This window comes from Bradyrhizobium retamae, assembly GCF_001440415.1.
Lineage (GTDB): Bacteria > Pseudomonadota > Alphaproteobacteria > Rhizobiales > Xanthobacteraceae > Bradyrhizobium > Bradyrhizobium retamae.
In genome coordinates this window covers 1-12838 of record NZ_LLYA01000224.1, presented here as the reverse complement: position 1 = coordinate 12838, position 12838 = coordinate 1, and the positions used below count along the sequence as shown (strand labels likewise).

General features: G+C 63.0%; 16 protein-coding genes. 11 read left to right on the top strand and 5 right to left on the bottom strand.

Annotation, left to right across the window (positions count from 1 at the left end; all coding sequences use genetic code 11):
* Positions 1-49 precede the first annotated feature (49 nt).
* The 4 genes from CQ13_RS38625 to CQ13_RS38610 form a co-directional block, all read right to left on the bottom strand.
* Positions 50-391: an MmcQ/YjbR family DNA-binding protein gene (locus CQ13_RS38625; RefSeq protein WP_057847992.1), complete on the bottom strand. Its 342-nt coding sequence runs from the start codon at positions 389-391 to the stop codon at positions 50-52.
* Positions 392-502: 111 nt separating this feature from the next.
* On the bottom strand, positions 503-1291 hold the full coding sequence (gene lepB, locus CQ13_RS38620; protein WP_430649739.1) for a signal peptidase I: 789 nt from the start codon (positions 1289-1291) through the stop codon (positions 503-505).
* The gene (gene tldD, locus CQ13_RS38615; RefSeq protein WP_057847991.1) at positions 1291-2715 is read right to left on the bottom strand and encodes a metalloprotease TldD; all 1425 of its coding nucleotides are present in this window, start codon (positions 2713-2715) and stop codon (positions 1291-1293) included. Before tldD ends, lepB begins: the two co-directional genes overlap by 1 nt.
* A gap of 192 nt (positions 2716-2907) precedes the next feature.
* Positions 2908-3303 (bottom strand): winged helix-turn-helix transcriptional regulator, encoded by a 396-nt coding sequence (locus CQ13_RS38610; RefSeq protein WP_057847990.1) that lies wholly within the window; start codon positions 3301-3303, stop codon positions 2908-2910.
* 125 nt (positions 3304-3428) lie between these two features.
* Between CQ13_RS38610 and CQ13_RS38605 the strand changes: the two genes are divergently transcribed.
* The 3 genes from CQ13_RS38605 to CQ13_RS38595 are packed head-to-tail and all read left to right on the top strand — an operon-like array spanning position 3429 to position 4957.
* Positions 3429-3821, top strand: coding sequence for a DoxX family protein (locus CQ13_RS38605; protein WP_057847989.1), 393 nt, complete (start codon positions 3429-3431; stop codon positions 3819-3821).
* Between the two features lie 16 nt (positions 3822-3837).
* Complete coding sequence (locus CQ13_RS38600) at positions 3838-4335, top strand: DsrE family protein (RefSeq protein WP_245309613.1); 498 nt, start codon at positions 3838-3840, stop codon at positions 4333-4335.
* Between the two features lie 16 nt (positions 4336-4351).
* On the top strand, positions 4352-4957 hold the full coding sequence (locus CQ13_RS38595) for a TlpA family protein disulfide reductase (RefSeq protein WP_057847987.1): 606 nt from the start codon (positions 4352-4354) through the stop codon (positions 4955-4957).
* A gap of 38 nt (positions 4958-4995) precedes the next feature.
* On the opposite strand, the gene CQ13_RS38590 is transcribed toward CQ13_RS38595, so the two are convergent.
* On the bottom strand, positions 4996-5547 hold the full coding sequence (locus CQ13_RS38590) for an invasion associated locus B family protein (RefSeq protein WP_057847986.1): 552 nt from the start codon (positions 5545-5547) through the stop codon (positions 4996-4998).
* A gap of 515 nt (positions 5548-6062) precedes the next feature.
* Between CQ13_RS38590 and coxB the strand changes: the two genes are divergently transcribed.
* From coxB to CQ13_RS38550, 8 genes are all read left to right on the top strand, one after another.
* Positions 6063-6896 carry a cytochrome c oxidase subunit II gene (gene coxB, locus CQ13_RS38585; RefSeq protein WP_057847985.1) on the top strand — a complete coding sequence of 278 codons (834 nt, stop codon included), beginning with the start codon at positions 6063-6065 and terminating at the stop codon, positions 6894-6896.
* An 83-nt stretch (positions 6897-6979) separates the two neighbouring features.
* A complete protein-coding gene (gene ctaD, locus CQ13_RS38580; RefSeq protein ID WP_057847984.1) occupies positions 6980-8599 on the top strand; it encodes a cytochrome c oxidase subunit I in 1620 nt (539 codons plus the stop codon).
* A gap of 59 nt (positions 8600-8658) precedes the next feature.
* Positions 8659-9597 (top strand): heme o synthase, encoded by a 939-nt coding sequence (locus CQ13_RS38575; RefSeq protein ID WP_057847983.1) that lies wholly within the window; start codon positions 8659-8661, stop codon positions 9595-9597.
* A gap of 18 nt (positions 9598-9615) precedes the next feature.
* On the top strand, positions 9616-9780 hold the full coding sequence (locus CQ13_RS38570; protein ID WP_028348021.1) for a hypothetical protein: 165 nt from the start codon (positions 9616-9618) through the stop codon (positions 9778-9780).
* 5 nt (positions 9781-9785) lie between these two features.
* Positions 9786-10430 carry a cytochrome c oxidase assembly protein gene (locus CQ13_RS38565; protein ID WP_057847982.1) on the top strand — a complete coding sequence of 215 codons (645 nt, stop codon included), beginning with the start codon at positions 9786-9788 and terminating at the stop codon, positions 10428-10430.
* Positions 10431-10524: 94 nt separating this feature from the next.
* Positions 10525-11415, top strand: coding sequence for a cytochrome c oxidase subunit 3 (locus tag CQ13_RS38560; protein WP_057847981.1), 891 nt, complete (start codon positions 10525-10527; stop codon positions 11413-11415).
* 198 nt (positions 11416-11613) lie between these two features.
* Positions 11614-12003 carry a DUF983 domain-containing protein gene (locus CQ13_RS38555; protein WP_057847980.1) on the top strand — a complete coding sequence of 130 codons (390 nt, stop codon included), beginning with the start codon at positions 11614-11616 and terminating at the stop codon, positions 12001-12003.
* Positions 12000-12767 (top strand): SURF1 family protein, encoded by a 768-nt coding sequence (locus CQ13_RS38550; protein ID WP_057847979.1) that lies wholly within the window; start codon positions 12000-12002, stop codon positions 12765-12767. The genes CQ13_RS38555 and CQ13_RS38550 overlap by 4 nt, the downstream gene beginning before the upstream one ends.
* Positions 12768-12838 lie beyond the last annotated feature (71 nt).

The window sequence follows — 12838 nt, the reverse complement described above, 5'->3', positions numbered from 1 at the left end:
CCGTTGTCTCGGCTCCGACTACCCGCAAAACCCAAATGGTTCACAGGCTCTACGAGTTCGCGTCGTGCCCTTTCACCACTTTCTTCGACGCCAGCGTGCGCCATTGCCGGCGCAACAGCGGCTCGACGATAGCGCGGCTGGCCTTCGAGAGGCGGATCAGCACCATCGGATAATCGCGGTAGTGATCGGTGAAGTAAAATACCTTCGGCCGGCTTTCCACCAGCATCTCGCGCTCATCCCTTGGCACGCCCGGCATCACCAGGCTGTCGCCGTCCTCCTTCAGCCGCACAAGCATCTTCTTGCGCACCTTCAAGGCCGGCGTGCCGTAGGAAGTGCCGTCTTCGACCTCCGGCCAGGCCAGCGCGATTTTTCGGACATCATCGAAGGTCATGGCTGGCGCCGTAGCATGGGCAAAGCGCTAGCGTGCCCACCATCAAGCTTGATTGCTGGCGAAATGGTGGGCACGGCGCAAATGCGCGTTAGCCCACCTACTTCTACGTCCTCAATGCACGGAGGTAAAAAACCGCGCCAGCCGGAAACCCGACAGCCAGGTCCATACCGGCTGGTTGCGCATGCCGAGATCCCAGGAGCCGACCACGGCATCGGCGCGGCCGATCAGATTGTCGATCGGCAACAATCCCACGCCGCCGTCGCGCACGGAGACCCGGCTGTCGGCGGAATTGTCCCTGTTGTCGCCGAGCACGAACAGTTTGCCCGGCGGCACGATTACCTCGGGCGTGTTGTCGAGCCTTCCATTGTCACGCATCTTGAAGATGGCGTGGCTGACGCCGTTCGGCAGCGTCTCGACGAAGCGATAGGCCCGTTCGGTGTTGCCGCGATCGTCTTCGGCCTGCGCCAGGCCGTCCGGCTCCAACCTCGCGGCATGGTCGTTGATGAAGAGCTGGCCCTGCCGCAACTGGATGCGGTCGCCCGGCAATCCGACCACGCGCTTGACCCAGGCCTGCGAGCGGTCGCCCGGCCAGCGGAACACGACGACGTCGCCGCGCTTGGGCGTTTCGCCGAACAGGCGGCCGGTCTCGGGTAGCGTGATCTGGATCGGCAGCGACGCCGCGCCGTAGCCGTAAGGATATTTCGAGGCGAGCAACGCATCGCCGATCAGAAGCGTCGGCTCCATCGAGCCGGACGGCACGTAAAACGGCTCAGCCAGCGCGCCCTTGGCGATGAAGACGACGGCAACGATCGCCGCCAGTTGCACCGCCTGGGCGCGCCAGCTCGCTACCTTCCCGAGAGAAGCGTCCTTTCGGTCACCTACCAGTTTCTCGTCGCTCACTAGCCCGTTCCTCCGACCGTGATCCTTTCCATCCGCAGCGTCGGCTGGCCGACGCCGACCGGCACGCCCTGGCCGTTCTTGCCGCAGGTGCCGATGCCGGTATCGAGCGCCAGATCGTTGCCGACCATGGTGATGCGGTGCAGGTCGGTCGGCCCGTTGCCGATCAGCATCGCGCCCTTCAAGGGCGCGCCGAGCTTGCCGTTCTCGATCTTGTAGGCCTCGGTGCACTGGAACACATATTTGCCCGAGGTGATGTCGACCTGGCCGCCGCCGAAATTCGCGGCATAAACGCCCTTCTTCACCGAAGCGATGATTTCCGCCGGATCGCGCTCGCCCGCCAGCATATAGGTGTTGGTCATGCGCGGCATCGGCACATGGGCGTAGCTCTGGCGACGGCCATTGCCGGTCGGCTTCATGTTCATGAGCCGCGCGTTCTGGCGGTCCTGCATGTAGCCGACCAGAATGCCGTCCTCGATCAGCACGGTGCGGTTGGTCGGCGTGCCCTCGTCGTCAATCGAGAGGGAACCACGCCGCGACGCGATGGTGCCATCGTCGACGACGGTGACGCCCTTGGCCGCGACCTGCTTGCCCATTAGTCCTGCGAAAGCTGACGTCTGCTTGCGGTTGAAGTCGCCTTCGAGGCCATGGCCGACTGCTTCGTGCAGCATCACGCCGGGCCAGCCGGCGCCCAGCACCACGTCCATTTCGCCCGCAGGCGCAGGCACCGATTCCAGGTTGACCAGCGCCTCGCGGATGGCGCCGTCGGCGGCCTCGCGCCACGCCTTGGTTTCGATGAAGCGCGCATAGCCCTCGCGGCCGCCATAGCCCTTGCTGCCGCTTTCCTGCCGGTCGCCTTGTCCGGCGACCACGGAAACGTTGACGCGCACCAGTGGGCGGATGTCGCGATAGCTTTCGCCGTCAGGCCGCAAAATTTCCACCACCTGCCAGGTGGCGCCCAGGCTGATGGAAGCCTGCCGCACCCGCGGATCCTTGTCGCGGACATAGGCGTCGATCTCTGCCAGCAACTTGACCTTGGCTTCGAACCCCGGCGCATCCAAAGGATTCTCGTCGCCATAAAGCCGAACGTTGGTATGCGCGGGAGCAGCGGCAAAATTGCCGCTGTAGCCGCCGCGCACCGCGGCGACCGCATCCGCCGCGCGGATCAGCGCCGGCAGAGACACGTCGGAGGAATGCGCATAGCCGACCGCGTCGTCCTTTACCGCGCGCAGGCCGAATCCCTGCGAAGTGTCGTAGGTCGCCTGCTTCAGCCTGCCATTATCGAAGCCGAGCGCTTCGGTCTGGCCGTATTCCAGAAACAGCTCGCCGTCGTCGGCGCCCAAAAGCCCCCGAGTGATCTCGCGTCTGACGGCATCGCGATCGAGATTGGCGCGGTCGAGCAGGGAGGTGGTGGCGAGGTTGGTCATGCAGGCTCCGATGCGAATGTTTGCTGTCGTCCCCGCGAACGCGGGGACCCATAACCACAAGCGCCGATTGTAAGCGCAGACGTCCAGCGAGTTCACATTACAAGGCGGACATCTGTGGTTATGGGTCCCTGCGTTCGCGGGGCACGACGATCACGGAAGATAGTCATGACCGCAGCAAAAGGGGAGGGTCCCTCACAGCCCTTTGTCATGCGCTTTGCCGGCCGCATTCGCAGTCTCCGAATCGGACTCCAGCCTGCCATGCGCATTGGCCCAGCGGGACAGCTCGTCGAACACGGGTTTCAGGTCCTTTGCTGCAGGCGTCATTTCGTATTCGACCCGCGGCGGCACTTCGGGAAACACGGTGCGCTTCACCAGGCCTTCGTTTTCGAGATCGCGCAGTTGGGTGGTCAGCATGTGCTGCGTCACATCGGGAATGGCGCGCCGCAATTCGCCGAACCGGCGCTTGCCGCCGACCAACTGCCAGAGGATTTCGCCCTTCCACTTGCCGGAAAGCACGCGAAGGGCGCGCTGAAGCTGCGGCGCCGCGGGGCATTCGGACGGTGTGGGCTCATTGGTCTGCTTTTTCATACTACCCCAGAAAAATCATCCTACTTGTCAATTTCATCTTAGTACCGAATTTTGATTTTGAAAGCCTTGGGCGTCTTAAGTCTTGGACACCTGGGGACCGTTTCTCAAACTTTCGGGAGTTTTCGATGTCGGACGTTGCTGTGCCTGCCGGGCGCCGTTGGACCCATGTTGGCGTGTGGATTGTCAGAGGATTGCTGGCGCTGGCGTTTCTGGGGGCCGGGGGCGTCAAGCTCTATGGCGTGCCGATGATGGTGGACGAGTTTCACCACATTGGGCTCGGTCAATGGTTTCGCTATTTGACCGGCAGTCTCGAGATCATCGGGGCAATCCTGCTGCTGCTTCCACGAAAGGCCGGCTTCGGTGCGCTGCTGCTGATCTGCATCATGATCGGCGCCGTGATCACGCACCTGTTCGTCATCGGCGGATCGCCGGTGCCGGCGATTGTCCTGCTCGCGCTCAACGCGCTCGTGGCCTATTCTGAGCGTGAGGCGATCGCCTCTCTCGCCAAGGCGTTTTGAAGCAGCGACAATGCGCATGTCTTTCCGCCGGGTAATCAAATGGGTCGGGCTGGCTCTGACCTTCATCGTACCGCTGGTCGTGACATTGTTGCTGACCGAGCCGGGATCCGCCGTCTCGAAACCGGAGGCGAAGCGCGCATTGCCTCCGGTGCATCGGCTGGTGCTGCCGATCAATAGCGACGATCCCACCACGATGCGGGCCTTGATCTCGACCTCGCTCAACCTTCCGAAATATTATCAGGAACGCAACGAGCCGTTTATGATCGAGGTCGTTGCCTACAATGCCGGCGTTCACATGTTCCGTGCCGACACGTCGCCGGTGAAGGATATGCTGCAGGTGGTAAGGGCGGTGAATCCGAACATCCGTTTCGTGGTCTGCGATGCGACAAAGCAGGGCATGCAGCGCAGCGAGGGCCGTCCGATCACGCTGATCGACAATGTCGATCTGGTGCCGAGTGGGCCCGGACGCATCATCGAATTGCAGGAAGCCGGATGGTCCTATATCAGGTCATGACAAGCGGACGCGCACCATGACGCCACATCGCGGGCTAACACGCCGCACTGTTGTTGCACGGTTGCTCGGGGCTGGCGCCTCGGTCGCGATGTCGGCTGCATCCAATCGCGCCCAGGCCGAAGGTCCGCCGCCATTCGCCACCTCCCGGCATCAGTTCATCCAGCTTCGTGGCGCGAAGCCTGTCCCGTCCGTGCCGATTCCGCGTCTCTCCGGCGGCGCGATCGATTTGACCTCCTTGAGAGGGAACGTGGTGCTCGTCAATTTCTGGGCGACCTGGTGTCCGGCCTGCCGGACTGAACTGCCGATGCTGGACAATCTGGCGGGGAGCGACGTCAGGAATCTCGTGGTGATCGCCGTGGCAACGGATCGCGACCGCTCGGTCGTTGCGCCTTTCGTGAAAGGGCTGAAGCTTCGACGCCTTGCGATCGGGCTTGATTCGCAAGGGCTTGTGGCAAGAGCCGGCGCCAGCGGCCAAGCCGACACGCCGTTCGCGCTCTATGGCATGCCCATTACTTTCTTGATCGGCGTCACCGGGCAAGTCGAGGGCTATATCAACGGTGACGCGGACTGGCTTTCCATCGAGGCGCGCCGGCTGCTCGATTACTACGGCAGTGCCGGTTAAGTCGATCAGCAGGACCGTGAGGAATTATCGGCTTGCCCTCACGGCAGCTTGTCATATCCCTCACCCAGCCCGTTCAGGCTGAGCGGAAACCCGATGCCCTCTTCGGGCGTCTCAAAGATAATAAAAGTCGCCGTCTTGGCGCCCCGAAGCTGGCCCAGGAGTTTTTCGTCCATCACCACCTCGGCGACGCAGCCATTCGGCAGGCAGCGGACAAACCCGGCGCGGCCGACGTCCTGGTTGTCGAGCTTGAGCCCAAGACCGGAGGGCAGCAGCACGCCGAGGGGGGCGACCACCCGCATCAGCTTGCTCTTCTGGTCGGCGGTTTTCAGCACGATCACGGTCAGGCCGGCGTTCGAGCGGTCCTCGGCGACCACGCTCTGGATCAGGGCGCATTGCTCGCCTTGGGCACCAGGCGGGGTGTCGCAGCGGATTTGCCAGTCGCCATTGACCGACCGCACCGCGCCTTGCGCGCTCGCCGCCTGGGTTAAGCCGAGCAGGAAGGCCACGGCGAGCAGGCCGCCGAGCCAGCGGGCCGGTTCCAGGCGATATCCTGCCTGATGTCGTCGCGCCCTATGTTTCGAACGCCCCATCAGGGTCGATCCTCTCACGATTTCCGGCAGCGCCGGCACAGCACATATTGTAACTGGACTTACCCGGACTGATACGCAATGACGGCGCCTTGAAGGCAGTCCGAGAGCCAATCCGCGCCGTCGAGGACCATTCGGCCCAGGCGAATCAGCTCGCTCGGGAGCGCCGTGACTGTGCCTACATCCGGCAATCGGGCTGTCAAGCGGCGCAGGCCTGCCAAACGGCAGGTTTTGCCTGATTTGTCGGAGAAATCCGACGTCCGGCGAATAGCAGGTGACGCATGGCTTTGCGCCCCACTACTGCATTGCGAGAGCCTTAGAATTATGGTTTGAGAGGCTGGATTTCGACGCGTTCTAACGATCTGGCCCGGGGTACTGCAGCAATATCGTTGCAGGTACTTTCGAAGGTGTACTTCCAAAAGTACCTCCGGTAGGCCGTTTGTGAGGGCGGATCGTGCGGCATTCCCGGGCATTCGGCGGGAGTGCTTTGGGGACTTATTCAAAGGAGCGCGAGCGGCATGAAGATGTCGAAGGGCCTGATGGGCCGGCGGTTGCTGGGGTTGGCGGTAGCGGGCATGGCGCTCGTCTCCGGCGGGACGGCTTTTGGGCAGCAGCCAAAGCCGTGGGAAATCACGCTGCAGGAAGCCGCGACCCCGGTGATGGAAAACATCATCAGCTTCCATAATTTGCTGCTGGTGATCATCACGCTGATCACCCTGTTCGTGCTGGCGCTGTTGGTCATCGTGGTGGTGAAGTTCAACGCCGGGGCCAATCCGGTCCCCTCCCGGACCACCCACCACACGCTGATCGAGGTGGCCTGGACGCTGATCCCGGTGCTGATCCTGGTCGGCATCGCGGTGCCGTCGTTCCGTCTCCTGTTCCAGCAGCTCGACATTCCCAAGGCCGACCTGACCGTCAAGGTCACCGGGAAGCAGTGGTACTGGAGCTACGCTTACCCGGATAACGGCAAGTTTGAGTTCGATTCGCTGATGGCGCAGGACAAGCAGCCGCGCCTGCTTGGCGTCGACAACGAAATGGTAGTGCCGGTCAACAAGGTGATCCGGGTCCAGACCACCGGCGCCGACGTAATCCACGCGTTCGCGGTGCCCTCGTTCGGCATCAAGATCGACTCGATCCCCGGCCGTCTCAACGAGACCTGGTTCAAGGCGACCAAGACCGGCATGTATTACGGTCAGTGCTCGGAATTGTGCGGCAAGGATCACGCCTTCATGCCGATCGCGGTCAAGGTGGTGAGCGATCAGGAATTCGCGGCCTGGGTTGAGGCGGCGAAGAAGAAATATGCGACCAACCCGGCGAATACCTACGCCTCGGCTGGTCAGACCGCGCAGTAAGGCGCGGGCCAAGGGACAAGCAAGGGACAAGGGCGACCGGACCTGAAAAGGTCCGAAAAGGGACTGCAAGGCAGGATTACAAAATGGCAACGACCGCAGCGACACACCACGATCACGCCCATGATGACCATGCGCACGCCAATCCGACCGGATGGCGGCGCTGGCTCTATTCGACGAACCATAAGGACATCGGCACGATGTACCTTATCTTCGCGATCTTCGCGGGCGTCATCGGGGCTGCGATGTCGATCGCGATCCGCATCGAACTGATGTATCCCGGCGTCCAGTTCTTCCACGAATCCCACACCTACAATGTGTTCGTGACCTCGCACGGCCTGATCATGATCTTCTTCATGGTGATGCCGGCAATGATCGGCGGCTTCGGCAACTGGTTCGTGCCGCTGATGATCGGCGCGCCCGACATGGCGTTCCCGCGCATGAACAACATCTCGTTCTGGCTGTTGCCGGCCTCCTTCGCGCTCTTGTTGATGTCCACCTTCGTTGAGGGTGAGCCGGGTGCCAACGGCGTCGGCGCGGGCTGGACCATCTACGCGCCGCTATCGACCTCGGGCCATCCGGGACCGGCGGTCGACTTTGCGATACTGTCGCTGCACATTGCCGGTGCCTCGTCGATCCTCGGCGCCATCAACTTTATCACCACGATCTTCAACATGCGCGCACCGGGCATGACCCTGCACAAGATGCCGCTGTTCGTGTGGTCGATCCTGGTGACGGTGTTCCTGCTGCTGCTGTCGCTGCCGGTGCTCGCCGGCGCCATCACCATGCTGCTCACCGACCGCAATTTCGGCACCACGTTCTTTTCCGCCGATGGCGGCGGCGATCCGGTGCTGTTCCAGCATCTGTTCTGGTTCTTCGGCCACCCCGAGGTGTACATCCTGATCCTGCCCGGCTTCGGCATGATCAGCCAGATCGTCTCCACCTTCTCGCGCAAGCCCGTGTTCGGCTATCTCGGCATGGCCTACGCCATGGTCGCGATCGGCGGCATTGGCTTCGTGGTGTGGGCGCACCACATGTACACGGTCGGCATGTCCAGCGCGACGCAGGCCTATTTCGTCGCCGCAACCATGGTGATCGCTGTGCCGACCGGCGTGAAGATCTTCTCCTGGATCGCCACGATGTGGGGCGGCTCGATCGAGTTCAAGACGCCAATGCTGTGGGCGATCGGCTTCATCTTCCTGTTCACGCTCGGCGGCGTCACCGGCGTCGTGCTGGCGAATGCCGGCGTCGATCGCGTGCTGCAGGACACCTATTACGTGGTCGCGCACTTCCACTACGTGCTGTCGCTGGGCGCGGTGTTCGCGATCTTCGCGGGCTGGTACTACTGGTTCCCGAAGATGTCCGGCTACATGTATTCGGAAACCATCGGCAAGCTGCACTTCTGGGTCACCTTCATTGGCGTCAACCTGGTGTTCTTCCCGCAGCACTTCCTCGGCCTCTCGGGAATGCCCCGCCGCTATGTCGACTATCCGGACGCATTCGCGGGCTGGAACCTGGTGTCGTCGGTCGGCTCCTACATCTCGGGCTTCGGCGTGCTGATCTTCATCTACGGCGTGGTCGATGCCTTCGTGAGGAAGCAGGCGGCTGCCAATAATCCGTGGGGCGCCGGCGCCACCACGCTGGAATGGACGCTGACGTCGCCGCCGCCCTTCCACCAGTTCGAAGTGCTGCCGCGCGTGCAGTAAACATTTGTTCGCGGCGCGCTGTCGTTGCGCGCCGCGGCCTTAGTGAAGCGAGATAAACCTTGTCGGTAGTCGACCACAACGCCATCGATGCCCTGCCCCGGATTTCCGAGGCTGATGTCGGCGATTACCTCGCGCTGCTGAAGCCGCGGGTGATGTCGCTTGTGATCTTCACCGCGCTGGTCGGCCTCTTCATCGCACCCGGCCACGTCCATCCGGTCATCGCCTTCACCTCGATCCTCTGCATCGCGGTCGGAGCCGGCGCCTCGGGCGCACTGAACATGGCCTATGAGGGCGACATCGACGCTTTGATGTCGCGCACCGCCAACCGGCCGATCCCGCGGGGACGCATCACTCAGGGCGAGGCCACGGCGTTCGGCCTGATCCTGTCGTTCTTCTCGGTGATGACGCTCGGTACCCTCGTCAACTGGTTCGCCGGCGCCCTGCTGGCGTTCACGATCTTCTTCTACGTTGTGATCTACACCATGTGGCTGAAGCGCTGGACCGCGCAGAACATCGTGATCGGCGGTGCCGCCGGCGCGTTGCCGCCTGTCGTGGCATGGGCCGCGGCTACCGGTTCGCTGGCGATGGAGCCGCTGCTCCTCTTCCTCATCATCTTCTTCTGGACCCCGCCGCATTTCTGGGCGCTGGCGCTGTTCCGCCGTGACGATTATGCCCGCGCCGGGATTCCGATGCTGCCCGTGGTCGCGGGGCCCGACGCGACGCGGCTGCAGATCCTGCTCTACACGATCGTGTTGGTCGCGATCGCCGCAGCGCCCTGGCCGCTCGGCTATTTCGACGCGGTCTACGGCGTCACCTCGCTGATGCTCGGGGCCGGCATGATGTGGCTCGCGATCGAGGTCTATCGCCACCGCGAAGGCAAGCAGGCGCAGCGCGCCACTCGCCGGCTATTTGCCTTCTCGATCCTCTATCTGTTCGCACTGTTTGCGACGCTCCTGCTTGAGGTCGTAATTCGTGCCGTCGCAGCTATGGTCGGGTAGGGGGCGCATGGAACGCTTATGGACGACAAGCGCAAGCCAGATGGAATCGTCCTCACCGAGGCGCAGAAGCGGAGCCGCCGGCAGCGCTCGATCGCCATTGCGCTCGCGCTCGGCGTCCTCGTCGTACTGTTTTTCGCGGTCACCATGGTCAAGGGGCCGGGCGTTCTCGTCCGTCCGTTGTGATTGAGATGCAGAACGAGCCGCAGATCAGCGAGGCCAGGGCGGAAGGCGAGAGGGTTGCCTCGCGCCGTACCTTGACGCGCGATGCGGCCGTCGCCTCGATCTGCGGCTTCGTCGTGGTGCTGATGGTCGGCGCGTCCTATGCCGCCGTGCCATTCTACAACTGGTTCTGCCGCGCCACCGGCTTCAACGGCACCACCCAGGTTGCGACCTCGGCGCCGTCAGACGCGCCGCTGGAGCGCAGGATCGCGGTGCGGTTCGACGCCAATGTCGGTCCCGGACTGCCCTGGAAATTCGAGCCCGAGCAGAACGAGATCGAAGTCCGCATCGGCGAGGTCGTCACCGTCTTCTATACCGTGACCAACCAGGCCGCGCGCGCCACCGCCGGCGTTGCCGCCTACAACGTCGCGCCGCTCACCGTCGGCGCCTATTTCCAGAAGATCAACTGCTTCTGCTTCACCGAACAGACCATGGGTCCCGGCGAGAAGCGCGAGATGCCCGTGGTGTTCTACGTCGATCCGGCGTTGGTGAAAGACAGCGAGAACAACGGACTGAAGACGATTACGCTATCCTACACCTTCTATCCCGTGCGCGAACCGACGCCGAAGCCGCTTGCGGCCGGCGAAACGGATAAACGCAAGGGAAACCTGTAAGCCCGGAATTCCGTATCTGGCGGGATTTCGCGATTTGATCGTTGAGACGAATATGTGCCGAAGGGAACGGCACATCTAACGGAGAAAGACCGCAATGGCTACGGCGCACGCGAAGCACCACGACTACCACCTCGTCGATCCGAGCCCGTGGCCGGTCGTCGGCTCGATCTCGGCCTTCATCATGGCCGTGGGCGCGATCGCCTGGATGCATCACATGTTCGCCGCCGCGCCGATCATTTTCGGCGTCGGCACCATCGGCGTGCTCTACACCATGGCGAGCTGGTGGGGCGACGTGATCCGCGAAGCCCAGTACAAGGGCGACCACACCCGCGTGGTGCAGATCAGCCACCGCTACGGGATGATCCTGTTCATCGCCTCTGAGGTGATGTTCTTTGTCGCCTGGTTCTGGGCGTTCTTTAATTCCGCGCTGTTTCCTGCGGATGCGGTCCACGCCACTCGCGACGCGGTGTTCGGTTGCGGTCCGGGGACGGCTGCCGGCGCCTGCCCCGTGCCGGGCACCTGGCCGCCGAAGGGCATCGAGACCTTCGACCCCTGGCACCTGCCGCTGCTCAACACGCTATTGCTGCTGACGTCGGGCACCACGGTGACCTGGGCGCACCACGCGCTGCTCGAGAACGACCGTCAGGGCCTGAAATACGGCCTGATCCTCACCGTCGTGCTCGGCGCCTGCTTCACCGCCGTGCAGGCTTATGAGTATGCGCACGCCACGTTCTCGTTCTCGGGCAACATCTACGGCGCGACCTTCTTCATGGCCACCGGCTTCCACGGCTTCCACGTGCTGGTCGGCACTGTCTTCCTCTTGGTCTGTCTGTTCCGCGCCTATGCCGGCCACTTCACGCCGAAGCAGCATCTCGGCTTCGAATTCGCGGCCTGGTACTGGCACTTCGTCGACGTGGTGTGGTTGTTCCTGTTCGTCACCATTTACGTCTGGTTCCGCGGTTCGGGGCCGGTGGCCGGGCACTGATGCAGGCTTGACGTGCTAAAAGGGGGCGGTCGGAAGGACCGCCCTTTTTCTTTCTTCCTTCTCCCATCGAAGTCGGATTTATCCGACTTCGACAAACTGAAATGCCTAACTCGGGTAAACCCGAGTTAGGCTGGGAGAAGGTGGATCCTCGCGTCGCGAGTGCACCCCTCTCCCACAAGGGGAGAGGAAGGACGGAATATGACGCCTGACCAATCACCCACACTAACCCAGAGCGCACTCCGCGGCCTCGCCTGCCGCTGCCCGCGTTGCGGCAAGGGCAAGCTCTATGCGGGCTTCATCGACCTGCGCCCGAATTGCGAAACTTGCGGGCTCGACTACGCCTTCATCGATTCTGGCGACGGTCCTGCGATCTTCATCATCATGCTGGCAGGCGCTATCGTGGTCACCGCCGCCCTGATCGTCGAAGTCAAATATCAGCCGCCGTTCTGGCTGCATGCGGTGCTCTGGCTGCCGCTGATCGCAGCGACCACGCTTCTGCCGTTACGCTCGATGAAGTCGCTTCTGATCGCGCTGCAATTCCATCATAAGGCGGCGCCGGGCCGGCTGATCGACCGCGAGCCGAAATGACCGGCCTTTCGTCACGGCGGCGGCCGGTCGCCGGCTTTGCCCTCTTCACGCTGATCATGGTGGCGGTCTTCGCTGGCCTTGGCGTCTGGCAATTGCAGCGCCGGGTCGAGAAGCACGCGCTGATCGACAGGTTGAATGAGCGGCTCGCGGCCGCGCCCGAGGCGCTGCCGGCGCAAACGCAATGGCATACGCTGACGCCGGCCAAAGACGAATTCCGCCGCGTCAGCTTCACCGCGACCTACGCGCCGTTGCCGGACGCGATGGTTTATAGCGCAGGCTCCGCGGTGCGCGATGACATCTCCGGCCCCGGCACCTGGGCCTTCCTGCCGGCGCAGCTCGCCGATGGCAACACCATCGTGGTCAACACCGGCTTTGTGCAAAACACGATGCAGGACCGCGCCCAGCAGGATCGCGCCGCGAGACGGCTCATCACCGGTGACCCGGTGCAGCTCACCGGCTATATCCGCTTTCCCGAGAGTGCCGGCACGCTGACGCCGCCGGAGAGCGTGGCAAAACGGCTTTGGTTCACCCGCGATCATCTCGCGATGGTGCGCGCGCTCGGCTGGGGCGAGGGCGGCAAGGCCGTCGCGCCGTTCTATGTCGATCTGGAACAACCGGTGCCCGAAAGCGGCATTCCAAAGCCCGGGCCGCTCTCCGTGCACCTCAAGGACGATCACCTGCAATACGCCATCACCTGGTTCACGCTCGCCTTTGCAGTCGTCGTCGCGTTCGGTGTGTGGTGGCGCGCGCAACGTCGAGCGTGAGACCCGTATTCGTCCGGACTAGGGTCTGTTGGGATTCATCGCGAGTTTATCACGGCAGCGGCGAGGTGGAT